General features: G+C 37.1%; 22 protein-coding genes, 1 pseudogene and 1 riboswitch. Of the genes and pseudogenes, 7 read left to right on the forward strand and 16 right to left on the reverse strand.

From position 1 onward, the window contains the following. Positions 1-149: 149 nt before the first annotated feature. The 8 genes and pseudogenes from proB to ACYQ0O_RS08365 all read right to left on the reverse strand — a co-directional run bounded on the left by proB (position 150) and on the right by ACYQ0O_RS08365 (position 5077). Positions 150-1328, reverse strand: coding sequence for a glutamate 5-kinase (gene proB / locus ACYQ0O_RS08330; protein ID WP_459892036.1), 1179 nt, complete (start codon positions 1326-1328; stop codon positions 150-152). Positions 1329-1345: 17 nt separating this feature from the next. Further along, positions 1346-2371, reverse strand: a complete 1026-nt coding sequence (gene obgE, locus ACYQ0O_RS08335) for a GTPase ObgE (protein ID WP_459892038.1) — start codon at positions 2369-2371, stop codon at positions 1346-1348. Between the two features lie 105 nt (positions 2372-2476). Next, positions 2477-2746, reverse strand: a complete 270-nt coding sequence (gene rpmA, locus ACYQ0O_RS08340; protein ID WP_075068974.1) for a 50S ribosomal protein L27 — start codon at positions 2744-2746, stop codon at positions 2477-2479. An 11-nt stretch (positions 2747-2757) separates the two neighbouring features. Beyond that, a complete protein-coding gene (gene rplU, locus ACYQ0O_RS08345) occupies positions 2758-3069 on the reverse strand; it encodes a 50S ribosomal protein L21 (RefSeq protein WP_459892041.1) in 312 nt (103 codons plus the stop codon). Positions 3070-3194: 125 nt separating this feature from the next. Beyond that, positions 3195-3722 (reverse strand): ComF family protein, encoded by a 528-nt coding sequence (locus tag ACYQ0O_RS08350; protein ID WP_459892138.1) that lies wholly within the window; start codon positions 3720-3722, stop codon positions 3195-3197. A 12-nt stretch (positions 3723-3734) separates the two neighbouring features. Next, positions 3735-3911: pseudogene (locus tag ACYQ0O_RS08355) on the reverse strand (double zinc ribbon domain-containing protein); the annotation flags it as partial. Between the two features lie 18 nt (positions 3912-3929). Beyond that, a complete protein-coding gene (locus tag ACYQ0O_RS08360; RefSeq protein ID WP_459892043.1) occupies positions 3930-4565 on the reverse strand; it encodes an MBL fold metallo-hydrolase in 636 nt (211 codons plus the stop codon). Then, positions 4565-5077, reverse strand: coding sequence for a nitroreductase family protein (locus ACYQ0O_RS08365; protein ID WP_459892045.1), 513 nt, complete (start codon positions 5075-5077; stop codon positions 4565-4567). Before ACYQ0O_RS08365 ends, ACYQ0O_RS08360 begins: the two co-directional genes overlap by 1 nt. A gap of 66 nt (positions 5078-5143) precedes the next feature. Here ACYQ0O_RS08365 and ACYQ0O_RS08370 point away from each other — a divergent pair, with 66 nt between their 5' ends. Next, complete coding sequence (locus ACYQ0O_RS08370; protein ID WP_459892047.1) at positions 5144-7360, forward strand: tetratricopeptide repeat protein; 2217 nt, start codon at positions 5144-5146, stop codon at positions 7358-7360. A gap of 438 nt (positions 7361-7798) precedes the next feature. Next, on the forward strand, positions 7799-9139 hold the full coding sequence (gene dnaA / locus ACYQ0O_RS08375; RefSeq protein WP_459892049.1) for a chromosomal replication initiator protein DnaA: 1341 nt from the start codon (positions 7799-7801) through the stop codon (positions 9137-9139). 5 nt (positions 9140-9144) lie between these two features. Here the strand turns inward: dnaA and ACYQ0O_RS08380 are convergent, their stop codons facing one another. The 5 genes from ACYQ0O_RS08380 to rdgB form a co-directional block, all read right to left on the reverse strand. Beyond that, on the reverse strand, positions 9145-9420 hold the full coding sequence (locus ACYQ0O_RS08380; RefSeq protein WP_075068975.1) for an acylphosphatase: 276 nt from the start codon (positions 9418-9420) through the stop codon (positions 9145-9147). 16 nt (positions 9421-9436) lie between these two features. After that, positions 9437-10816, reverse strand: a complete 1380-nt coding sequence (locus tag ACYQ0O_RS08385; protein WP_459892051.1) for an NAD(P)/FAD-dependent oxidoreductase — start codon at positions 10814-10816, stop codon at positions 9437-9439. Between the two features lie 68 nt (positions 10817-10884). After that, positions 10885-12558: an N-acetylmuramoyl-L-alanine amidase gene (locus ACYQ0O_RS08390; RefSeq protein ID WP_459892053.1), complete on the reverse strand. Its 1674-nt coding sequence runs from the start codon at positions 12556-12558 to the stop codon at positions 10885-10887. Between the two features lie 8 nt (positions 12559-12566). Continuing rightward, positions 12567-14390 carry a glutamine--fructose-6-phosphate transaminase (isomerizing) gene (glmS, locus tag ACYQ0O_RS08395; protein ID WP_459892055.1) on the reverse strand — a complete coding sequence of 608 codons (1824 nt, stop codon included), beginning with the start codon at positions 14388-14390 and terminating at the stop codon, positions 12567-12569. Then, complete coding sequence (gene rdgB / locus ACYQ0O_RS08400; RefSeq protein WP_459892057.1) at positions 14375-15007, reverse strand: RdgB/HAM1 family non-canonical purine NTP pyrophosphatase; 633 nt, start codon at positions 15005-15007, stop codon at positions 14375-14377. Before rdgB ends, glmS begins: the two co-directional genes overlap by 16 nt. A gap of 174 nt (positions 15008-15181) precedes the next feature. Here rdgB and rimO point away from each other — a divergent pair, with 174 nt between their 5' ends. The 4 genes from rimO (at position 15182) to ACYQ0O_RS08420 (ending at position 19417) form a co-directional block, all read left to right on the forward strand. Then, positions 15182-16480, forward strand: a complete 1299-nt coding sequence (gene rimO, locus ACYQ0O_RS08405; protein WP_459892059.1) for a 30S ribosomal protein S12 methylthiotransferase RimO — start codon at positions 15182-15184, stop codon at positions 16478-16480. Between the two features lie 215 nt (positions 16481-16695). Then, a complete protein-coding gene (locus ACYQ0O_RS08410; protein ID WP_459892140.1) occupies positions 16696-18357 on the forward strand; it encodes a 30S ribosomal protein S1 in 1662 nt (553 codons plus the stop codon). Then, entirely contained in the window at positions 18344-19252 is a 909-nt protein-coding gene (gene sppA / locus ACYQ0O_RS08415; RefSeq protein ID WP_459892061.1) for a signal peptide peptidase SppA, read from the forward strand. The genes ACYQ0O_RS08410 and sppA overlap by 14 nt, the downstream gene beginning before the upstream one ends. Positions 19253-19264: 12 nt before the next feature. Beyond that, a complete protein-coding gene (locus ACYQ0O_RS08420; protein WP_459892063.1) occupies positions 19265-19417 on the forward strand; it encodes a hypothetical protein in 153 nt (50 codons plus the stop codon). 4 nt (positions 19418-19421) lie between these two features. Here the strand turns inward: ACYQ0O_RS08420 and ACYQ0O_RS08425 are convergent, their stop codons facing one another. Beyond that, positions 19422-19811 carry a hypothetical protein gene (locus tag ACYQ0O_RS08425; protein WP_459892065.1) on the reverse strand — a complete coding sequence of 130 codons (390 nt, stop codon included), beginning with the start codon at positions 19809-19811 and terminating at the stop codon, positions 19422-19424. Positions 19812-19821: 10 nt separating this feature from the next. Further along, a complete protein-coding gene (locus ACYQ0O_RS08430) occupies positions 19822-20343 on the reverse strand; it encodes a tetratricopeptide repeat protein (protein WP_459892068.1) in 522 nt (173 codons plus the stop codon). A 177-nt stretch (positions 20344-20520) separates the two neighbouring features. Beyond that, positions 20521-20805, forward strand: a riboswitch (cobalamin riboswitch). Between the two features lie 174 nt (positions 20806-20979). Here ACYQ0O_RS08430 and ACYQ0O_RS08435 point away from each other — a divergent pair. Beyond that, positions 20980-22113: a carbohydrate porin gene (locus ACYQ0O_RS08435; RefSeq protein WP_075068960.1), complete on the forward strand. Its 1134-nt coding sequence runs from the start codon at positions 20980-20982 to the stop codon at positions 22111-22113. 92 nt (positions 22114-22205) lie between these two features. On the opposite strand, the gene ACYQ0O_RS08440 is transcribed toward ACYQ0O_RS08435, so the two are convergent. Then, complete coding sequence (locus ACYQ0O_RS08440; RefSeq protein WP_459892070.1) at positions 22206-24356, reverse strand: acetate--CoA ligase family protein; 2151 nt, start codon at positions 24354-24356, stop codon at positions 22206-22208. Positions 24357-24373: the final 17 nt, after the last annotated feature.

The following is a 24373-nucleotide window of genomic DNA, read 5'->3' on the forward strand; positions in this document are numbered from 1 at the left end:
GAAAATTAATTATACTTCTCTAAGCAACTTTGTCAACTTTTTTTTGATTTTTTAAAGAACATTTTCCATTGCGTCGAGAAAAAGATATATAAGTATTTTTACATCCACTGTCAATATTTTTTTATTTTTTTTTAAATTTAAACAAAGGTCTAAAAAACCGCGTCTATTAACAAATTGTCCCTGTGGATCACCTCTTCTGGACAATGGTCTTTTCTCAACAAGCAAGGAAGGTCCTTGGTATTTTTTCCTAAAATCAGTTTTAGTTCCTCACTGGAAAAGTTACATAAACCTACACCTATTTGGGTTCCGTCATCACTCAAGACTTTAACCAAAGAATTTTCCGGAAAAATCCCCTCTACCTTTGTAACACCAGCAGGAAGTAAACTTTTACCCTTAAACAACAACGCATTCTTTGCTCCTAGATCAACAAAAACACTACCTTTTGGTTCCAAGTTGTAAGCAATCCAGAATTTCCTTCTTGGTATGGCATTTTCACAGGGTTGTATCCATGTTCCATGTATTTCACCCAAGAATACCTTTTCAAGGACAAAGGGGACCTTACCTGACACAATGAGAGTGGGGATCCCAAGCTGGGCAGCCCTTTTTGCTGCAAGAAGTTTAGAATACATTCCCCCACTACCACTCAAGGTTTTGCCCTGGCAAATAGCTTCAATATCCAAGGTCATTATGTCTTCAATAAAGGATATTGGTTTTGCATTTGGATCCAGATCTGGATTAGAGGTATATACCCCCTTGGCAGAAGTAAGATTTATAAACAGGTCCGCCCCCACCAAATTAAGAATTAATGTTCCAAGGTAGTCATTATCACCAAATTTTAATTCTTCTACAACAACTGTATCATTTTCATTTACAATTGGTATTACACCTTCTGATAGTAAAGTAAAAAAAGTATTTCTGGCATTTAAAAACCGTTGTCTACTCTTTAAATCGTCTTTGGTTAATAGGACCTGTGCCGTAATCTTGCCGTATTTTTCAAAGGCCTCGTCATATATATACATAAGCCTGCTCTGGCCAACAGCTGCTGCAGCCTGTTTCTTTTCAAGGGACAATTTCTCTCTAAGTGGGTATTTCAAATATGTTGCCCCAGTGGCAACAGCCCCAGATGATACTAAAATTATCTTTTTCCCCATATCGTGTATACTGGAAATTTGATCCACTAATCTATTTACAACTCTTAAATCCAGCCCTTTATCACCCCTGGTTAAAACTGCACTTCCTACTTTTATCACTATTAATTTAGATTGTCTGATACTCTCTCTAATTGTGTCTACTATTTTGCCATCCCATATACTTTCGTGAAAATTCATTATTAACCACCTAGAAATTATAGAAAAATAGCAGGAACATGTCCTTTGACCTCAAGCCAAATCCTTTTCATCACCTCATCTAAGCCTTCTTTAGTCTTTAAAGAAACAAGGTAAACCTTTTTTCCAAGGGTATTCAACTTATTTTTTAAGTATTCCCTATCCCCTTCATTGAGTAAATCTATCTTATTTATCACTTGTATTTGGGGTTTTACATCCAAAGAGGGGTCAAACTTACTGAGTTCTTCATTTACCAACATAAAACCATCCAAAGGAGAATCCAAAGAGATCTCTTCAACACTCAAAATGTGGACAAGGACCCTGGTTCTTGAAATATGTCTTAAAAATTTGTCTCCCAATCCCTGGCCCTGATGGGCACCTTCTATGAGTCCTGGTATGTCTGCAATAACAATTTTCTCGCCAAAATCTCCCTGAACAACCCCAAGCTGCGGAGTAATCGTAGTAAAAGGATAGGGTGCAATCTTAGGTCTTGCTGCTGAAACTTTTGAAATAAAAGTGGATTTCCCTGCATTGGGAAGCCCTATTAAACCAACGTCAGCGATTAATTTAAGCTCTAAAAAAAGGCGCTTTGCTTCACCCTCACCTCCAGGCTCAGCTATACGAGGGGCCCTCATCACAGATGACTTAAAGTGCATATTCCCCCTGCCACCTGGACCTCCCCTTGCAACCAGGATACTTTTGTCCTTTTCATCTAAATCTGCTATTAACTTTCTATTTCCATCCTGGCCCACTTCATAGACCAAGGTACCCATGGGCACATTAATATATAAGTCTTTACCTTTTCTTCCATTTTTCTGTTTGCCTTGACCAGGTTGACCATTTTCAGCTGTATATATACTTTTTAGCCTCAAATCATATAGGGTATGTAAGTTTTCCTTTGCCTGAATATAGACATTTCCACCTCTGCCCCCATCTCCACCATCTGGACCTCCCCTGGGAATGTATTTTTCCCTTCTAAAAGAAATACATCCATTCCCACCACGCCCAGCTCTCACCAAAATTTCCACTTCATCTACAAATTTCATACAATCAAAATCCATTAACAAACAAAAAAAGGAGGCGGTATTTTCAGGTACACCTGAAATCAGCCACCTCCTTACAAGGGTTCAAAACAAAAAAACAACAACACCCTATTGTTCAACAGGAATAATATGCACCCTTGTCTTAACCTTTCTTTTTCTGGTAAATTTCTCATATTTTACATATCCATCAACCTTGGCAAAAAGGGTATAATCTCTACCCATTCCCACATTTTCACCAGGATATATCTTTGTTCCAAGTTGTCTTACCAAAATATTTCCCGCCTTTACCAACTGACCACCAAAACGCTTAACTCCGCGCCTTTGACCAATGCTATCCCTTCCATTTCTAGAACTACCACCTGCCTTTTTATGAGCCATAATATGCCCCCTTAAACCTCTATGGATTTTACCTTAATTTTTGAGTAATACTGACGATGTCCCTGTTTTTTCTTATAGTCTTTACGCCTCTTAAATTTAAAGACCACCACCTTTTTATGCCTGCTTTGCTCCACAACCTCACAAACAATCTTTCCATTTAAATAAGGATCCCCAACCAGTACTCCGCCTTCATCCTTGGATGCAAAAAGAATTTTATCCAATACAATCTCTTGTCCTACCTCAGCAGGGACTTTTTCAACAGTTATAGTATCTCCCTCTTTAACTGGATATTGTTTTCCCCCAGTTTCTAGTACTACATACATGACTGCCTACCCTCCCAAAAAATTATAACCAGTAACTTTAAGAATAGTAGTTACTAGATATTTTTCAAAAAACAAATTGCCTAAGAAAATATTTTATAATCTCATTTTATACAATTAGTCAAGAGTTAATCCAAGGTATTCCTAATATTGGTTCTGGCAAGTACCAGCAAGCCTATTACCTTCGCACCAGAACCTTTTAATACCCTGGCACACTCTGATACAGTAGCACCCGAAGTATAGACATCGTCTACTAAAATTAGATTTGCACCGCGAACATCTCCTAAAACACAAAAAACGTTCCTTACATTTTTCTTCCTAGCAGACTTTTTTAAGCCCACCTGGGGGATGGTATCTTTTATGCGGATTAGGGTATTTTTTTCTATGGGTACCTGAATTACCTTAGAAAGCCTTCTGGAAATCTCCAATGATTGATTAAAGCCCCTTAGTTTCAGTCTATTTTTGTGAATAGGTACTGGGACAATTATATCTGGTCTAAATTCAAAATCTCCCTTGGCATATGCCTGACACAAAAGGTCTCCCAAAATATCTACAAGTGAAAAATCCCCCTGATATTTAAATTCCTTGATTATCTCTTTTAAAACTCCTCTATAATAACCGTAAAAAGAGAAAAAATCCCAAGGCCTTGGAGCCATCAGGCACTCACCACAGATATTTGTCTTGTGGAATATAAGAAGTTCCCCACATTTTACACAATAACCTTTCTTGACCTTTAAGGATTCTATTTGAAGAACACAATTTCTACACAAATGTTTATTTCTTCGAAGCCCCCCACAAATGGGACACCTTATAATTGGAAAGTAAGAAAAAAGTTTTTTTAGCAATCTTTCATTCTTCCCTAGTTAAAACACTACTCCATCCTGAAAAAAGGGATTAAACAACTTTTCTTCGTGTACCGTTGTAGCAGGTCCATGACCTGAATAAATTATTGTATCCCCAGGAAGGACAAAGACCTTTTTTCTAACTGATTCCAAAAGCTCATCTAAACTTCCCCCTGGAAAGTCTGTCCGGCCTATGGATCTTTGAAATATCAGGTCTCCAGAAAAAAGCATCTTTGATTCTGGAAAGTAAAAAGAGAGACTCCCTGGTGTGTGACCTGGGGTGAAGAGCACATATGCCCTTTCACCTAGCCAACTTGTTTCTCCCTCTTCTAAATTTTTATAAGTAAAAGGCGGAACTTTTGGAAATCCAAACATTCCGCCGCCTCCTCCTACCTGTGCTTTTAGCAGGAAATCATCCTTTTCTGATGCCAAAATATCTACTGATGTAGCTTTTTGAAGGTCCCTATTCCCTAAGATATGATCAAAGTGAAAATGGGTATTTAAGATGTATTGTAACATCAGATTATTTTTTTTCAAAAAATTTAAAACAGAGGCAGGATCTCCACCTGGATCTATTACAATTGCCTCTTTGCTATTGTGTACCACATAACAATTTGTTTGAAGTGGACCTAAAGGGAAACAAGATACTTTTAACATTACAATTCCTCCAGCAATAATTCCTTTAAAGGTTTTCTATTGGACCTTCCTTCTTCAGCAGGATATCCTAGGGCTATTACAGCCATTAATCCATATTTTTCCTCTTTTAACTTGAGGATCTCCAAGACCTTTTTTTCATTATTTAGGATCTCTCCAAGCCAGACTGCGCCGAGTCCCAAGGCATGGGCAGCCAACAGCATATTCTGAATACACGCCCCTATTGCCTGGTGATCCTTTGTGTCATTGTACATAACACCTTTGTCAATTAACACCACAATCAGTATATTGGCCCGGTGAATTATCTTCCCATATTTTGTACATTCTGCCAAGGCTGATTTTCTTCTATCATCATTAGACAAAACTAAAAACCTCCATGGCTGATTGTTCAAACCACTTGGGGCCCATCTACCTGCCTCCAAAATAATTTTTAGGCTCTCCACAGGCACATCTCTTGCCTCAAATTTTCTAATGCTTCGTCTTTCCCTAATAACCTTCATTATAACATCTATCATCACATACCTCCAATCTCTATAAAAAGACAGGATTGTCACTAGACAAGGTGGATAAAAGATATTATTTTGCCTCGAAAAATACAAGGGCAAAATGCACAATGGGAACTAACTGTGATAAACAACATCACCTTTCAAGACATATTAAATAACAAAGATTACATTAGAGAGAAGCTAAGTAATTTTATTAAAATAAAAGACATTGCCATCTACATATCAAATGACCTGTCCACAGGCCAAACAAAAAGAAAAATTCAGGTGGAGTTATTAAAAGAAACCAGGCAAATTATTATAAAAGTTGCCTTGTCTAACATATCAGAGCTTGTTGTAATTGCAGTAGATCTAATTGAACCCAACCCCCTACATTCAGACAAAGAATCTCTTACGAAAATTTTTGAATTGATCATAGAGAACATTGGACTAATGAAAGTTTCAATGTTTGAACCAGACATCCCATGTCTAAACTCCAGTGCATTTCTAAACAAACTGGACATAAAAATAGAACAGGTGATTGCCCATTTAAATATTGGCACAAAGAGACTCATTATATCAGACATAGACTTTCCCAAGGGAAATTTTTCTGTGGCTGGAATTAAATTTCTAAACAGCAATCATCTACTATCAAAACTAGGGTTTAATAAGTGGCGTACCCTTTTAAAAGAGGTCTTAATTGACCTAAAACAAGCTGTACATATGGAAGATGTCTTTTTCGACAAAGATGACCATATATTATTTGCAATATCTAACAACTCCGTAAAAGACATTCGTAGAATTCACTCTAACCTACTGGATAAATTCAAAAAAACAAAGACAAACCATCTCGTTTTAAAATTAAAGCCCCTTACCTTATACCTTAAATATCCAAACCATATACCTGGATATTTATTGAAACTGGAATCTGTTGACCTTGGTTATGAAATTTTAAAGGTCTTAAAAAATGGTCTTAAAATTTTAGAAAATAGTAACAATCAACATTCTCCTGTTTCCATTGATTACATCCTTAATAATTGTGGTTTTGTGAGCAAAATAGTTAATATGGACAGTGTGGATATAAATATTGGAGAAGATTTTGGAGTAAAGTGTGGACAATTCTTTCAGGTCTTTGATTCAGACACAAACCAACTAAAGGCTGAATTAATTGTATCCCACACATCAAGGAATTGTTCCAGGGGGGATATACTCATTAGACATGACCCTTTTGTCCCCATTAAAACTGGAGATCCATTAAAATTAATTGAGGACAATACAAAGGACAAAGAAAAAGTTCCTCTTTGTAAAAATTTCATACTAAACCTATACAATAAAATTAGAGAATCAAAAGCCTTCTCCATATTGTACACAATTGGCACAAAACAAAATCTAGGGGACTTAACCCATACATTAAATAAAAAGAATATTGATACCTATACTGAAACCATGGGGATTGAAAAATCTATAATTATAGCGAAAGATGTAGTAATTAGAGAAGAAAATTCAATATTTAAAGAATTAAAAAAATTTATATTATGTAATACCAATGTAAAAATTGGAATAACCAACTATCCCCTTTTAGATTTAAGTAAACTAGAAGTAATTAGACTTTCCATAGACTCTCTGGAACACGCTTTACTTATCCCTGAACCAAAAATAACAATATTTAATTCAACAACATTTAACTTGAGAGGCGATAAATATTTCATAAAAGGAGATATATATTCTGCAATGGAGGAGTACAAACGATCTATTATAATGGACTCCAAAAACCATATTGCCTTAAATTCCCTTGGGGTCTGTTATGCCAAAATAGGCGATTTTATAAATGCCCTAAAAATGTTTAGGGAGTCCCTAAAAATAAATCTCTCTTCTACATATTTCTATAACTTAGGATCCATTTACCTGAAATTAAACAACCTGAAAGAAGCAGAAAACTCATTTTTAAAATGCATTGAGATTGAAGGTACACACATTTTTGCTACTATTAGGCTTGCCCAGATTTGTGAATTAAAAAAACAATTTGAATTAGCCAAAAAATGGCTAAATAAAATAGACCCCACCAAATACCCTCAAGCTTATACCCTACTTGCCAATATTTACCTAAAACAAAAAAAACAAAAAAGGGCAAAAGAATACCTGGAATCTGCCATAAGACTAAATCCAAATGACTCTTGGGCAATCTTCCTTTTGGGGAAGCTCTATATTGAGGAATTAAGAGACAAAAATACTGGAATATCACTCATAAAAAAAAGCATTGAGCTAAAACCAGAAAAAAACTCCTACAAAGAGTACCTAGCCCAAATTTGTCAATAAACTTGGAGTAGAAAAATTCTCTCCTAGTGGGCCAATCTTTCTCCTTTGATACATGTAAAACAAAACTCCTCTTACAGTGGACACTACGTCCCATGTCCATCTATTAAACTAACCCCCACGACTTTTTATTCATACCATTTTATCTGCTCAGGATACACATACAAAATTTGAAGGAAATTTGAAAAATATTAAATTTTTAAAAACTATTTAATGTGGAATTCTTTTTGAACAAATGTGGAAAATTTTGTAGAAAAACCCAAAGTTCCTTAAAATTAGGGGGAATCTGGTCCTGATCAAATACCCAAGAAAAATCACGTTTAAAATAAATAATCTATTATATCAACAGGTTATATTTACAAAATAAATTTATAGCGTTTATATCCAAAAATAGCAAAACATTGATTTGAAAAAAAGAAAAATATTTGTATAGTCGGCTGCATGAGTGGTTATTGGGAAAAAATCAAGGCTAATTTGGAAAAATCTCTAAAATCTGGCTTATTCCATCTCTGGATAAGACCATTAGATGGAGATCTTCAGGACAATACTCTATTTTTATACAGCCCCAATGACTTTATAACGAGCTGGGTCAAGGACAGACTTTTACAAAAAATAAAGGAAGTAGCTCTTGAGAGTTTAGGTCAAAGGGTAGATGTGTGTGTAACCACAAGGTCTAATGGAAGGGTCAGCTCTCCTGTAAAAAAAACCACTATAAAGACTTCAGAACTTATCCTTCCAACAAAAAAGAACTTGTTCCAGATAACCCATGCTCCAGCATGGAGATATTCATTTAACGATTTTGTTGTTGGTCCCCAAAATAAACTTGCCTACGCAGCGTGTAAAACCATTTGTACTGCTCCAAAAATTGACTTTGGGACCCTATTTTTAACCTCATCCCCTGGCCTTGGAAAGACCCATTTGATTCATTCTGTTGGCAGTTTTATTACAAACAACAAACCAGGTAAGCTAAATGTTGTATACATATCTTCAGAGGAATTTGCCAACCAGTTAGTATGGGCACTCAGGAGCGGGGACATAAATCAATTTAAAAAATATTATAGAGAAAAAGTGGATATACTATTATTAGAAGACATCCATTTTTTCCAGGGCAAGGGCAAAATGCAGGAGGAACTTCTATATCTTATTAAGTCAATGGAAGAAAATGGAAAGTTAGTTATTTTCTCTTCTTCATTTCTTCCAAAGGAACTAAAGGACATAGATTCTCAACTCACGTCATATCTTTGTTCTGGATTAATTGCTCCTATCCATAAACCAGATTTTCAGCTACGATTGGAAATTATCAAAAAAAAGGCCAGGTTCTATGAAATAAACATTCCAGACACTGTATCCAAATTTGTTGCTTCAAAGATAAAAACAGATATTAGACAGCTTGAGAGTTGCATAAAAAATATGGCCCTAAAGGCAAGACTCCTCAATATGAATATAAACATGGAGCTTGCAAAGGAAATCATTCAAAACCACACAGACATAGTGGAAACCCCTTCCATTGAACAAATAATAAAGACCGTATGTTCAGTATTTGAATTGTCTCCAGAAAATCTCCGGTCTCGCTCTAGAAAAAGAAACATTGTAGTAGCAAGAAATACTGCATTTTATCTCGCCAGAAAATATACAGAACTGACCCTAAAAGACATAGGAAGACTCTTTAATCGCAGGCATTCCACTGTAATAAAAGGTATTACCAACATAGAAAAAGAGATCTATAGAGATACTCCAATAGGAAGACAGTTAAACAGGATAGTGGAGAGATTTGAAAATTAAGCTTATTAAAGCCTCAATTCAAATTTCTTGTGCTCTTTATCATAATCAATGTATTTACACTCAATATCTTCTACCCTGCTAACAACAGGTCCACGGGCCAATTTGCCTTTAAATTCCTCTAGCTTTTCCTTAGGTCCCTGGGCCAAAACCTCTACCCGTCCATCATTTAAATTCCTCACCCATCCACAAATTCCCATTTGATCTGCTATCCCTTTGGTCCAGGCCCTAAAACCAACACCCTGGACCTTACCACTAATTAAACAGTGAAGGCTCTTAATCATGACAAATTCCCTCCTTTTATTTTTCAACAATATCTTTTGCAGGGATAATGCCACTGGCAGCTGCAGCCACTATGTTGCCTGCAACCCCAGCCCCATCTCCTGCAACATACAGCCCCTTAAATTTAGTTTCCAACTTGTTGTTTGTCTCAATCTGAGTGGAAAAAAATTTAATTTCTGGTGCATATAAAAGGGTCTCGTCATTTGCAACCCCTGGCACCACCCTGTTTAACATCTGAAGCCCTTCCACTATGTTTGTTAGTATCCTCTCAGGAAGGGCCATTGCGATATCACCACAGGTCACATTTGTTAATGTTGGGACAATGAATCCCTTTTGTATCCTGTTCCAGGTACTCCTCCTCCCCCTTTTTAGATCTCCAAATCTCTGTAAAATTGGCTTTCCTCCACCAATTAATGTTGCCAGGCGCCCAATTGATTCACCATATCTATGGTTATCAGTAACAGGTTCAGTTAAAACCACCTTTGATAGAAAGGCAAAATTAGTATTTTCTGACTTTCTATCCATATAGGCATGACCATTTACGCACACAAACTTTTTGTAGTTTTCCATTGTAACATAGCCACCTTTATTTGTACAGAAAGTCCTGGTTTGGTCGTCATACTTTTTGGTCTGGATAAAAAAAGTTGGGTCATAAATAATATCAGTAACGTCATCCATGATGTCGTTTAAAACCTCCACTCTAACACCCACCTCAATGCCCCGCTGGATCATCCCAATATTGTACTTTTTGGCCAATGACACCAGCCAATCGGCCCCAATCCTTCCAGGGGCCAATATGACATTTCTTGCATAAAATGGTCCTTTGGATGTTATGATCCCTTTGATTTTATCTCCCTCAATAATCAAGTCCTGTGCATCTACTTTGGTTAGAATTTTAACTCCTTTAGAAACTAAATAGTTCATCATATTTTCGATATATTCTGGGAGATGATCTGTTCCAAGGTGTTTTTGTTTAATAATAAGAAGTTCTATCCCTTCTTTTCTTGCCTCTTTCCTGATATGTTTTGCCTTGTCTATATCTGTTGGAAAAACATCGCCATCCATACCAAACTCAGTAAAAACAGCCTCTGTCTCTTCAATGAGCGAGTTAGCCTGGTCTATATCCATAAATTGGGTAAAATCGGTCTTTCCTAGTTTAGGTATAAAATTTAATTTTCCGTCACTAAAAAGACCTGCTCCCCCTATGCCACACATTATATTGCATGGATCACAGCTTTTGCATCCATTATCCTTTGACATGGGACACTTCCTCTTCTTTGGGAAGGTCCCTTTCTCCAAAATCAAGACCCTTAAATTTGAATGCTTAGCTATAAAATATCCAGCAAATAGCCCAGCGGGCCCTCCTCCAACAATTATTACGTCAAATTCCTTTTCCATATCCTTTCCTCAGTGTTCAAAAGTTCCATGTCCTGTATCCCCCCAATACAACAATGAACCCTGAACTTTTATAGCCCTGCAAACTTTTTAATATCCCTTCTATAGGCCAAGACTCCATCTACAATGCCCTTTGCTATCCTCTTTAAATAGGAATAAGACTTAAGTCTTCTTCTTTCTACTGGATTGGTTAAATATCCTATTTCGATCAAAATAGCAGGCATTCGGGCTCCCATAAGTACATAAAATGGTGCCTGTCTAACACCATTGCTTTCAGGATGATATGCCCTGCAATCTAAAAGTATATTATTTAACACCTTAGATGCCAGGGCTGAAGATTCCTTTATTTTTGAATTTAACATAAGATCTGTTAAAATCAATTGTAGATCACTTATTTTTTTTGAGGACACAGCATTCTCCCTTGCAGCTACCCTAATTGCGTCCTTTGAACTTGCTATGTTTAGGTAATAAACTTCTATCCCACTAACTCTCCTATTCCTACAGGCATTCACATGTAGGGAGATAAAAAGATCCGCGCCCCTTGTATTTGCCATAACAGTCCTCTCTTCTAAGGGAATAAATTTATCTGTGGTACGGGTATAGAGGACTTTAAAGCCCTTCTTCTTTAGCATTCTTCCTAAAATCTTTGCCATCCTTAAATTTATGTCCTTTTCCCTGACTCCTCTATAAATTGCACCAGGGTCTTTTCCACCATGCCCTGGATCTATCATAATAGTTCTTATATCCAATCCCAATTGTTCAATCAAAGATTCAGAGACCTTAGTTGATTTTTTTACTGCATCTTTTACGAGCTTAACATTTTCAAGATTCTTTTTCCCATAAATATCCACAACTACCCTAAATGGATTTTGTAGAGTAAATACTTTAAAATCTTTTATGTTTCTAATATACAATACTAGTCTTACAACATTTTTTCTATATTGGGAAAACCTCACTTTAGTCAAAAAACCCTTATTTAATCCTATCTCCTCCTTGTCCAAGAGATTTTTGGGCAGATATGCACCCATTAGATCTACCACCAACCTGGAATATTTAATACCTTTTAACACAAACCTTTTAAAGCTTACCTCGTGTGATAGGTCCGCAACTACCCTTGCATAATCTTTATCCATCCATTTCCTGATATTTAATACCTTTGCCAGGTAGTTTTTCCTCCCATCAAACCCTTTAACTGATTTTTTACCATTGGACTTAGTCTTTAAAGGATATATCTTTCTCAAATACTTCCCATCAAGCTCCTTTAGTAGTTTTTTTGCCTCTTCTACTTTGTCACCATTTGGGTACATATTCTCTATATATAGCAGGTCAATGTATGCATCTTCAACATCTTTTAATCTATTCAATTTTATTTTGGCAGAGTAAAGTTTGGCATCATCTCCCCAGGAATGGGATGGATATCTTTTCACCAATAGATCAAAATATCTTATGGAATTTATAAAATCTTTTTTTAGATGTGACCTTTTACCAAGCTCTTGATATGACCTGGCAATATAGTATAGGGCCTTGGGGGCATAAGGCCCTTTTTTATTGCACCTATATGCTTTATAGAAAATATCCTTTACTCTAATCCATTTGGATCTATATTTAGATCTCTTTCTGTCTTTTTTTAAGGAGTAAAAACTTTTGTATCCCTTTAAAAAAAGGGTCCTACATGTGGATGCATAAGAGATATAAGTTGAGGTAAAATAGAGTATTAAAAAAAATAACAAAAAAAATCTTCTCATACCCATATCTATTCCACAGTAACGCTTTTTGCAAGATTTCTAGGTTGATCCACATCTTTACCAAGGTATACAGCCATTTCATAGGCAAAAAGCTGAAGTGCAGGTAAAATTAGAAAACTGGTTAGTACATCCCCCAAATTGGGTATTTCCCATACGTGGTCTGCAAACACTTCAAAGCCTGGATGTGTCAGACAAATAATAGGACCTTTTCTTGCCTGTATTTCCTTTATATTGGATATAACCTTATTAAAAAGCTCGTCTTCTGTGGCAATCACAAAGCTAGGGAACTCAGGGTCAATCAGAGCAATTGGCCCATGTTTCATCTCCCCTGCTGCATATCCTTCTGCATGTATGTAAGATATTTCTTTAAGTTTTAGTGCACCTTCTAAGGCCAGGGGATAATTAAGTCCCCTTCCAAGGAAAAAAAAGCTCCTGGAAAAACTGTAGGCCACAGCTAGTTCCCTTGCCATATCCCTAATCTTTGGGAGCTCTTTTTCTAGGATGGAAGGCAGGTCTTTTAGGCCAGTTATAATATAATTGTACAAATTCTCTTCTATTAAGTTTTTTCTTTTAGCAAAATATAGTGTCATTAGCAATATGACTACCATCTGGGAACACATTGCCTTGGTTGATGCAACACTAATCTCTGGACCTGCCTGGGTATATAACACCTGATCTGATTCCCTTGCCACTGATGAACCAACAACATTGCATATGCCAACTACCTTGGTTCCCATTTTTTTAACCATGCGAAGTCCTGCCAGGGTATCTGCAGTCTCGCCAGACTGACTTATAACAACAACTAGATCATCCTTATCTATTAAGGGATCCCTATACCTAAACTCAGATGCTATATCTACTTCAACAGGTATCTTAGCCAATCTTTCAAATAGATATTTCCCCCAAAATCCAGCATGATAAGAGGTACCACAGGCAACTATGTGCATTTTTTTTGGTATAGATATCCCATCAAGCTCTGTTAATACAACCCTTTTATCTTTATAATCTATTCTTCCTGCAAGGGCATCATAAATAACCCTAGGCTGTTCCATTATCTCCTTTAACATAAAGTGTTTGTAACCGCCTTTTTCTGCCAGACTAATATCCCAGGGAACTTTTTGAACCTCCTTTTTTACCTCTATCTCCTTGTCTAAGGAATATATATTAGTAGTATGTGCAGTTAATCTTGCTATTTCACTGTCTTCTAAAAAGATTACTTCCTTTGTATATGGCAAAAATGCTGGAATATCTGAGCCTATAAAATTCTCTCCAACACCCACACCTACAATAAGGGGACTGGAATGTCTTGCAGCCCAAAGCTCATTTGGCCTATTTAAAAATATAACCCCTATTGCATAGGAACCCTGAACCTGGTTTAGACAATATCTTATTGCTGAAAGAGGATCTCCTGTCCTGTTATATTCCTTTGAAATTAGATGCACAAGGACCTCAGTATCAGTATCAGAGGCAAAATCAATACCCTCATCAATAAGGGATTCTTTTATTTGTGCATAATTTTCAATAATCCCATTGTGGACAACACATATTTCACCAAGGGAATCCACATGGGGATGGGCATTTTGTTCATTTGGCACCCCATGGGTGGCCCACCTTGTGTGGCCAATTCCAATAGTTGAGTGCAATGGATCGTTTGCAAAAACCTTATCTTCTAAAGAGGATATTTTCCCCTTTGATTTTATAATCTTTAATTTTCCCTGTTGAATATATGCTATTCCTGCAGAATCATACCCTCGATACTCGAGCCTCTTTAGACCTTCCAAAAGTATAGGAACTGCTGGTCTGTGTCCAATATATCCTATAATTCCACACATTGGTCCCCCCTAAAGGCCATATCAAAAAATGGCTTTATTATTTTTGTGATTTTAGCTAAGGCCTGCCCCCTATGGCTTAATCTATTTTTCTCCTCAAGAGAGAGACAGGCTGCACACATGCCCAATTTTTCGTCAAAAAATATGGGATCATAGCCAAATCCCTGGTCACCTTCAGGCTGAAAGGCAATCTTTCCCCTCCAAATTCCCTGGGTCACAACATAATCGCCAGTCTTTGCATACAAAACCATAACACACCTAAATTGTGCCCCACGCCTATCAAAAGGTATGTCTTTCATAAGTCCAAGGAGCTTTTTGTTTTTTTCCTCATCTGTTGCACCTTCCCCTGCAAACCTCGCAGAATAGACACCAGGTCTTCCAGAAAGTGCATCCACCTCCAGGCCTGAATCATCTGACAGGGCAGCATAACCGGTTTTTTCACATACATATCTTGCCTTATATAAGGCATTGCCCTCAAAGGTCTGCTCTGGTTCTGGAATATCCCCAATTTCGGGAAAGTCTCTAAGACTTAACAGCTCAATGCCCAAATCCTTTTTCAAAATTATATCTTCAATCTCTTTTATTTTTCCCTTATTTTTCGTTGCTAACACAAGCTTCATACACTCTCCTAAAATTGAGGTTGACACAATAAAAAACTAAAATTAAACCCCAAATACCCATAATGCATACTCTTAATCTCAAGAAATCAAAAAATAAAGTCAAGTAATTTAATGTAAACCCAAAAAAGTAAATGTATTGGATATATTATAAAGAAAAACATTAAACCCCAAAAAATGGATAAAAAAAAGTTATACACCATAAGTCTGGGATGCCCCAAAAATTTAGTGGACACAGAGACAATGCTGGGCTCCCTTAACCATTTGTGCGTACCCATATCCTCTGCAAAAGATGCAGACATTATATTAATAAATACATGTGCATTTATAGAGGATGCGACCCAGGAGTCAATTGATACTATAATTGAAATAATTGAAGAAATAAAAAACAGGGATAATAAGCCCGTTTTTATTGTAACAGGCTGTCTTGTAAACAGATATTATAAAGACTTATTAAAAGAACTCCCAGAGGTGGATTTGTTTTTGCCAATAGGTGATCAACATAAACTAAAAGAGATAGTTGCTAGATACTTTTCAAAAAAACCATTAACCACAAATATGAAAAGAATTATCTCCACTCCACCATCCTATGGATATCTGAAAATAGCAGAGGGATGTAATAATAGGTGTAGTTTCTGTATTATTCCAAAGATCAGGGGTCCACTTAGGTCTTTTCCACAACAGGAATTAATAGACCAGGCAAAATATATACTCTCCACAGGGAGAAAGGAAATAGTTGTAGTTGCCCAGGACGTAACCTCATATGGAAAGGACTTACAAGGGAAAAATAGTCTATACACATTATTAGAAGGGCTATCAAAGCTAGAAGACCTGGTATGGCTTAGGCTCCTATATTTATATCCAAAGGGGATAACTGAGGATTTTCTTAAATTTTTGAAGGAAATAACTCCGCCCTTTATCCCTTACTTTGATATTCCCCTGCAACACTCGCATCCAGAAATTTTAAAAAAAATGGGAAGGCCCTTTCAAGTGGGAGTTGAAGAGATTGTCCAATTAATAAGAAAATATTTTGAAAATGCAGTTGTGAGGACAAGCTTTATTGTTGGGTTTCCTGGAGAAGAGAATGAACATTTCCACCACCTGGTTCGATTTGTGGAAAAAATGAAGTTCCACCATGTGGGGATATTTTCTTACTCTGCTGAAGAGGGAACTGTTGCAGCAAAATACTCACACCATGTTCCAGAAGATGTTAAAGAGGAGAGAAAACAAATAATAATGGAAATCCAAAAAACCATAAGCAGGAATCATCTAAAATCCTATAAAGGTAAGAGGCTAAAGATTTTAATAGACAAAAAGAGTAGTCAGTGGCCCACCTTATACGAAGGCAGGCCATGGTTCTTTGCCCCTGAAATTGATGGGACATTCTATGTATCTGGGGAGAAAATTGGACCTGGAGATATGGTGGATGTAGCGGTCCAGGACACCTATGACTATGACTTATCTGGGATTATTTGAGCCTGTTTTGACCCAGTATTTATCTTTAATCCCTTTGACTTCAGAAAATTTAGAAATAAGAGACAAAATAATATTGCTTTAAAATAAACATTTTGATATCAATGGGCAAATTTTGGTTAGGGGGTATTACGTTAATGATAAACACAAGACCTATTAAACACAGCGAATTTTTAAATGGAGACATTCCAGTGGCAGAAGATTCCAGCTTTTCTTCCATGCTAGAAGATTATTTAGAAAAGGATTTCTTAGACATTGAAGATGGAACAATTGTTAAAGGTAGAGTGGTTAGGATCGATCCAGACAAGGTATTGGTGGATGTAAATTTCAAATCTGAGGGACAGATCCCAATTGAAGAATTCCAAGATAGCGATGGAAATTTGGATGTAAAAGAAGGGGATAAGGTTGAGGTATTTGTTATCCACAAAAATGATTTAGAGGGCACTATTTCTCTCTCCTACAAACGTGCCAAGAAGATGAGGGTGTTGGATGAACTGGAAAAGATTCAAGAAGAAAATCAAAATGTTCCGGGTAAAATTGTAAAAAGGATAAAAGGTGGATACACAGTAGAGGTCTTAGGGATTGAGGCCTTTTTACCAGGCTCCCATGTGGACCTTAGGCCAGTTCCAGACATGGATGCACTGGTTGGGGAGAGATTTGATTTTAGGGTACTAAAGATAAATAGAAAGAGAAGCAATGTAATAGTATCTCGTCGAGTAATCCTGGAAGAGGAAAGGGAACAAAGGAGAAAAGAGCTCATTTCCACCCTGAAAGAGGGGATGGTAGTCAAAGGAAAAGTCAAGAATATAACTGATTATGGAGTATTTATAGACTTAGGTGGATTGGATGGTCTGCTCCATATAACAGATATGTCGTGGAAAAAGATCAAGCATCCAAAAGAGATGGTGCAGCTAGGAGACACATTGGAGCTCATGGTCTTAAACTATGACAAAGAAGAAAATAAAGTATCCTTAGGGCTTAAGCAACTGGTTCCCAATCCATGGGAAGATATACACAAAAAATATCCTGAAGGGTCTAAGACCCTTGGAAAGGTCACAAACATTGTGGACTATGGCGCTTTTGTGGAATTGGAGCCAGGGGTTGAAGGACTGGTACACATCTCTGAGATGTCCTGGACTAGAAAGCTAAAACACCCATCCCAAATGGTCCAGTTAGGTGATGAAGTTGAGGTTGTTGTCCTTGGCATTGACACTGATAAGAAGAGAATTTCCCTTGGGATGAAACAGGTTAGACCAAATCCATGGGATATAGTTGCTGAAAAATATCCAGAAGGGACTGTCTTAGAGGCCCCAATTAAAAATATCACTGATTTTGGAATTTTTGTTGGCATAGAAGAGGGTATTGATGGCCTAATCCACGTATCTGATATATCCTGGACAAAAAAGATACATCATCCAGGGGAGCTATACAAGCCTGGTGAAATTATAAGGGCTAAAGTACTCACTGTTGATAAGGAAAATGAAAAATTCACATTGGGTATTAAACAACTCACAGAAGACCCCTGGTTAAAGATCCCAGAAAAATATCCTGAGGGAACTTACGTCACAGGAAAGATTACCAATATCACTGACTTTGGTCTTTTTGTAGAAGTGGAAGAGGGAATTGAAGGGCTTGTATATATTTCAGAGGCAAGCGATAAAAAGATACAGGACGCAAATGAACTCTATAAGGTCGGTCAAGAGGTAACTGCAAAGGTAATCAGGGTAAGTGCAGAAGAGAGAAGGCTTGGGCTATCTGTGAAACAATACTTAGAAGATGAGGCAAAGAGGAAAATAGAAGAAGAGAAAAAGCGGAAAAAAGATGCTGGAAGCAATTTAGGTGAGCTAATTAAACAAAAATTGGAAAATGATAAACAGTAAGCCCAAATTTAGTCAAAGACACCCATTTATTTTTGGACTATTTTTGATTATATTGGCTGTGGTACTTATAATCAGTACCATGGCCTTTTTTTCATATATAAAGGGCAAGGTATCAATTCCTTTTTTGCAATCAAAAAAAATCGGACTTGTGAATATTTCTGGAACCATTACAGATTCCAGAAAATATATAGATTGGATAGATAAACTAAAAAATGACTCTCATGTTGTAGGGGTAATTTTGAGGATAAACTCACCAGGGGGAGTGGTCGCCCCATCCCAGGAAATATATGAGGCAGTAGCAAGTTTGGACAAAGTAAAGCCTGTTGTGGTTTCCATGGGTAGTGTAGCTGCATCAGGGGCATATTATATTAGTTGTGGTGCAAGGGCCATTGTGGCAAATCCAGGAACTATAACGGGTAGTATAGGAGTGATTGCAAATTTGATTTCCATTGAAGACCTCTTAAAAAAATTGGGGGTGGAAGATCAATCCATTGCAACTGGTAAATTCAAAATGGCTGGCTCCCCTCTAAAAAAACTAACCGAGGAACAAAGAAGATACTTAAAGGGATTAATTGACAATCTGTACAACCAGTTCATAGAAGCAGTGGTCAAGGGTAGAAAACTGGAGAAAAAAAAGGTATTATCCATCTCCGATGGAAGGGTATTTACAGGGCTGCAGGCAAAGGAACTGGGCCTTGTGGATTATCTGGGAAATATGTCCAAGGCCATAAAAATTCTAAAAAAATTATGTAATACATCAGAAGAAATTGAAATAATAGAAGGACCACAAAAAAAAGAGCCTTTGATAAAAAGGATCCTTGGGGCAGCAAAAAATAGCTCCCCTTTTAATTTAAGTGAGGGGTTTTACTATATGTGTCCTTTATACATAAAATAAAGGGAGGGATAAATGCATACATTGCTTGAACTTATAAAAAACATGAGCCATTCAACAATCCAGGGATTTTTTGGGGTAGTGGGGATATTTGTATTTTTAATTACAATGGTTGGCTCTGGGATATACAGGGTGAAACAGCAACTTGAAAAAGATAAATCCCATTAAAAATTTAATAAGTGTCCTTTACTACTTTATCAGCTGTTTCAAATACAGATGAATACCCTTCTTTTAAATATAGGGTAATATAGTACTCACCATATTCTCCCTGGGAATACAACTTATAATTAAATGGCATAATAATAACTTCAGGATTTAAGTTTATCTCTTCTAAAAAAGGAGTCAGTTTTTCCGTTATTTCAAGGGACCAGATGGTTCCCATATCATCAAATGCATCTAAATCATGGGTTATTTCTGGATCTAATAGATGACATACAAGATATATTTCATCGGTTTTTAAAGGATCCTTTGGTGAATCTGAGTGTATAAATACCTCAACTACCCTTTTATCTAAAGATACAATCTTTTCTGCAACTTTTTTTAAAATTTCCAAGCTTTTCATATAACTCCCCTTAAATACTGGTTGCAGTATCCATTTTATTTTGTTCCTCTATAGCCCCTTCAATACAATTGATTAAATCTTCTTTTTTGGCCATATTTGAATCATAAAGTGCAATCTGCAAATTGATTGCCCTTTGCACTATGGGTTTTGTAATGTCAAAAAATCCTTTTAGAGATAAAATAGCATTTGGGATGTCCCCCCTATGGGCAAAACAAAGGCCTAAATAAAGGGACACAAAATTGCTTTTAACTCCCCTTTTTTTTAATTCCAAAAATTCCTTCATGGAATTTTTTATATCCCCTAGTTTGTAATAACAATAGGCCAATTTTTGCCTTGCAACTAAATTATCTGATCTTTCCTCAACCATTTTAAGATATATATCCCTGGCATCTTCATATTTACCCTGTGACAAATATTCGTCTGCCTTTTTTGCATCTTTGTTTGTAAAGGAAGAAGCCCTAGATGGTTTAGTTGAAAATCGCTGTCTAAAGGCAAATAAAAAATCCCGCCTGCTTAGATAGGTCTTTTTCATAAAAATCCTCTTATTATTAAAGTATTCGCCCAAGTTTATCAAAATGACAAACTTGGGCTAATGTCACTCAAATATCCGACATCAAGAATTTTTGGGATTTTATACACTAAGGATGCCTATGACAAGGGGTAATTGATAAAAAATTTTGCTATTTGTTGACAAAGCATATGGATATGAGATAAAAAAGCTGCATCAGGTGCCGTTAGGCTTAAAAGGGAATCCGGTGCAAATCCGGAACCGGCCCGCGGCTGTGATAAGGGGACGAAAGCTGCAAAAGGCCACTTTCTTCCCCGCCACCTTTTTAAGCAAGGACATAGGTGAAGCCAAAAGTTTTTGACCTTCACAAACTGCTACTTGCAAAGAGCAGGTCCTTCACTTGAAAAGGTGGCGGGGCGGGAGGGAAGGCGCAGCAAGTAGGATGATCCTTAGAGTCAGAAGACCTGCCTGAGTAAAATTTAAAATATTGCCCTCGGGACATGGGGCTATATTTTAAATTGGGGATAAAAAAGGGAAATCCCTGAGATTTTTTAATCTCAGGGATTTTTTTATTAAAAAATACTTGATACTTAAAAAATAATAATATATCCTACATACACTTTTTTAAAAAATAACACAAAAAATGCAAAAGGAGGATTTATGGTATCAAAAAAAATCTTATTCATGGCCTTAGTCTTTCTTGTATCCACCACATTTAAGAGTTATGTCCATGCCTATGACATTACAAAAGAACTCTCATTAGATGTGTCCATATCTGGGGCATATCAGTATATGGACTATGATTCTAATAACACTGACGATAGTCTGGGAAGGGGCAGTGTATCATCAGACATTGGTTTTAATTTCCATCCCACGGACATAGACGAGTTGCAGCTCACCTTTAGTTTTGCAGCAGGAAATAGTTTACATAATAATTCTCCATTTATGTTCTCATCCTATGCAGAAGACCTTGAAGACGATGTAAAGGACATTAATGGAAGGAGTAGGGACTATCTATTGGAGGCATGGTATAAACATACCTTTAACATATCCCAAGATATATCTCTGTCAGGTACTTTTGGGATAATTGACTCCACTGCATACTTGGATGCAAATGAATTTGCCAACGACCAGGCAACTCAATTTATGAATGAGGTATTTGTAAACAATCCCCTATTAAATTTACCTTCTTACGATATTGGAGGAGTAGTTGAGCTATCCATTAAGAACTTTTATATAAAGGCCCTTGGAATGAGCACAAAGACAGATAAATGGGAGACACCAGATGAGGACGATACAAAATCCTATAATTACTATGGGGCAGAAATAGGATACAATCTAAACACGCCCCTGGGCCAAGGCAATTACAGGTTAACGGGATATGAAACCACTGAAGAATTTCAAGGATGGAAGGGTTCAGAAGAAAGATATCAGGGAATTGGAGTATCAATAGATCAAAAATTAGGAGACATATTTGGAGTATTTTTCAGATTTGGATGGCAGGACGACGATGCAATAGTTGATTTTGATACCATGTATTCAGGTGGAATCAATATAAACGGTAAACTATGGGGAAGAGAGGATGATGAAATAGGTGTTGGATATGCATATCTAGACGGTGCTGACAAGGCAGACGTGGACAACACCCAGGCAGTGGAAGGATATATAAAATTCAAGGTAACTGACTACAGTCATCTGTCACTGGATATCCAATATATGGATGATAACTACAAACACAATATAGATGATACTGATGGTTTCATATACGGGGTCAGGTATGTAGTAGAGTTTTAGCAAGCCCAAAGCACTCTTTATTCTATAGGACCTGGATTCGCAGTTTGAAAAATAATCCTCCCTTATGGCGAATTCAGGTCTCTTTTTATTTCCTATTTCTTTTTCAAAATAATTCTGCAATCAGCAACGCTAATACCCATATTCTCATCATGGACAATAAGGGGATTTATATCCAACTCCTGGATCTCTGGATGATTTACCATCAAATGGGATATCTTCATTATAGCTTTTTCTAAACCATCTATGTCTTTTCTCTTATCCCCCCTAAATCCTTCAAGGAGTTTATATGCCCTTATACCTTGGACCATTCTCCTAATATCTCCTCTAGATAGGGGGGCTATTCTAAAGGACACATCTTTAAAAACCTCAACAAAAACCCCTCCAAAGCCAAACATAACAAGGGGACCAAATCTTGGATATCTTGTTGCACCAACTATACATTCTATACCCCTTGGAGCCATTTTTTGTACAAGTACACCATGAATCTTTGCATCTTTTTTATACTCATACGCATTTTTCACTATTTTATTAAAACCCTCTCTTATTTCCTTTTCTGTGGAAAGATTGACAAGGACTCCTCTGGCATCTGATTTGTGGAGTATATCAGGGGATACTATCTTTAGGACCACAGGAGAGCCTATCTTTCTGGCAATGTCTGCAGCCTCATCTTCAGTTGTTGCAAGTTCCATTGGCAAAACATCAAAATCATATGCCCTTAAGAGGTCCCTGCACTGTATCTCAGTTAGCCTTGTTTCATCCTCCTCCACATACCCTCTTATTAATTCCTCTGCCCTTTGTCTGTCATAGGTAACTTCTATTTCCTCGTAGGTCTCCCTGTGTAACCAGCTATTAAATTTATACAGGGCACCCAGGGCCTTGGCAGCATTTTCTGGAAAACTAAAGACCGGATATCCATGTTCCTGGAGATAGTGTACACCTGAAGATACATCCACAACCCCCATGAAACAGGATACTATGGGCTTATTGGTGGTAGACGCAACCCTGACGATTGCTTCAGCAGTTGCCCTTGCATCTGTCATAGACTGGGGAGTTAGAATAACCAGAGCCCCATCCACATTTGGATCAAATATAACTGTCCTAAGGGCATTTTCATACCTATCTGATGTGGCATCTCCAATTACATCAATGGGATTGTGTATATTGGCAGTAGGGGGAAGATATTTACTTAATTTCTCTTTTGTCTCATCTGTTAATTCTGCCAGTGTTAAACCTGTTGTTACAGTAACATCTGTTGCAACTATTCCAGGACCACCAGCATTTGTTATAATGGCCACCCTATTTCCTGCAGGTACCTTTGTCCTGATCTTACCCAGAGGAGTTTCACTCTTATATGTAAATGCTGTGGCAAAATCAAAGAGCTCATTTATGGTCTCTGCCCTAATAATCCCTGTTTGGTCAAATATTGCACTGTAAACTGCATCTGAACCTGCTATTGCTCCTGTGTGAGATGCTGCAGCCTTTGCACCTGCAACTGTTCGACCAGACTTAATCACCAATAGGGGTTTTGGATTGTCCCCAGATGTTATTTTTTTTGCAGTATCAATAAAATCCCTTGCCCTTCTTAGTTCCTCTAGGTATATCATTATCACTTCTGTATCAGGGTCATTGTAAAAATACTCCATTAAATCAACTTCATCCACATCTGCTTTATTTCCTATGGATATAAATTTTGAAAACCCAAATTCCCTATCTGCTGCAAAATCCAAAACTGCAGTACAAAGGGCTCCGCTCTGGGAAATAAAAGATATCTTTCCAGGCTGTGGCATTCTCCTGGAAAAACTTGCATTTAAACGTACATTGTCAAGGGGATTTATCACACCAAGACAGTTAGGTCCAACCAAACGGACTCCAGCTTCCCTGCACATATTTGCAATTTCCTGCTCTATTTTCGCACCTTCACCACCAACTTCCTTAAATCCTGCTGAAACTATAACAATCCCACCCACCTGCTTTTCTATTGATTGTTTCACTGCCTCCATGGCCAACTTTGGAGGCAAAATAATAAAAGACAGGTCCACTGGGTCTGGTATATCCAATATGGTTGGATAGGCCTTCACACTTACAACAGATTTGGCCCTTGGATTTACAGGAAATATGACCCCCTTAAATCCACCCTTTAAAACATTTAAAAATATATCATGCCCTACCTTGCCAGGGGTAGTTGAAGCACCTATAACAGCCACAGACTCTGGAGAGAATATGGCATCTAAACCCTTTTTCATATTTATCTCCTTTTTTC

The sequence above is a fragment of the Desulfothermus okinawensis JCM 13304 genome (genome assembly GCF_054654515.1).

Coding starts and splice junctions, on each gene's coding strand:
- proB (WP_459892036.1), bottom strand. CDS start 1,328: ATGAATTTTCACGAAAGTATATGGGATGGCAAAATAGTAGACACAATT.
- obgE (WP_459892038.1), bottom strand. CDS start 2,371: ATGAAATTTGTAGATGAAGTGGAAATTTTGGTGAGAGCTGGGCGTGGT.
- rpmA (WP_075068974.1), bottom strand. CDS start 2,746: ATGGCTCATAAAAAGGCAGGTGGTAGTTCTAGAAATGGAAGGGATAGC.
- rplU (WP_459892041.1), bottom strand. CDS start 3,069: ATGTATGTAGTACTAGAAACTGGGGGAAAACAATATCCAGTTAAAGAG.
- ACYQ0O_RS08350 (WP_459892138.1), bottom strand. CDS start 3,722: ATGGCTCCAAGGCCTTGGGATTTTTTCTCTTTTTACGGTTATTATAGA.
- ACYQ0O_RS08360 (WP_459892043.1), bottom strand. CDS start 4,565: ATGTTAAAAGTATCTTGTTTCCCTTTAGGTCCACTTCAAACAAATTGT.
- ACYQ0O_RS08365 (WP_459892045.1), bottom strand. CDS start 5,077: ATGATAGATGTTATAATGAAGGTTATTAGGGAAAGACGAAGCATTAGA.
- dnaA (WP_459892049.1), top strand. CDS start 7,799: ATGAGTGGTTATTGGGAAAAAATCAAGGCTAATTTGGAAAAATCTCTA.
- ACYQ0O_RS08380 (WP_075068975.1), bottom strand. CDS start 9,420: ATGATTAAGAGCCTTCACTGTTTAATTAGTGGTAAGGTCCAGGGTGTT.
- ACYQ0O_RS08385 (WP_459892051.1), bottom strand. CDS start 10,816: ATGGAAAAGGAATTTGACGTAATAATTGTTGGAGGAGGGCCCGCTGGG.
- ACYQ0O_RS08390 (WP_459892053.1), bottom strand. CDS start 12,558: ATGAGAAGATTTTTTTTGTTATTTTTTTTAATACTCTATTTTACCTCA.
- glmS (WP_459892055.1), bottom strand. CDS start 14,390: ATGTGTGGAATTATAGGATATATTGGACACAGACCAGCAGTTCCTATA.
- rdgB (WP_459892057.1), bottom strand. CDS start 15,007: ATGAAGCTTGTGTTAGCAACGAAAAATAAGGGAAAAATAAAAGAGATT.
- rimO (WP_459892059.1), top strand. CDS start 15,182: ATGGATAAAAAAAAGTTATACACCATAAGTCTGGGATGCCCCAAAAAT.
- ACYQ0O_RS08410 (WP_459892140.1), top strand. CDS start 16,696: ATGCTAGAAGATTATTTAGAAAAGGATTTCTTAGACATTGAAGATGGA.
- sppA (WP_459892061.1), top strand. CDS start 18,344: ATGATAAACAGTAAGCCCAAATTTAGTCAAAGACACCCATTTATTTTT.
- ACYQ0O_RS08420 (WP_459892063.1), top strand. CDS start 19,265: ATGCATACATTGCTTGAACTTATAAAAAACATGAGCCATTCAACAATC.
- ACYQ0O_RS08425 (WP_459892065.1), bottom strand. CDS start 19,811: ATGAAAAGCTTGGAAATTTTAAAAAAAGTTGCAGAAAAGATTGTATCT.
- ACYQ0O_RS08430 (WP_459892068.1), bottom strand. CDS start 20,343: ATGAAAAAGACCTATCTAAGCAGGCGGGATTTTTTATTTGCCTTTAGA.
- ACYQ0O_RS08435 (WP_075068960.1), top strand. CDS start 20,980: ATGGTATCAAAAAAAATCTTATTCATGGCCTTAGTCTTTCTTGTATCC.
- ACYQ0O_RS08440 (WP_459892070.1), bottom strand. CDS start 24,356: ATGAAAAAGGGTTTAGATGCCATATTCTCTCCAGAGTCTGTGGCTGTT.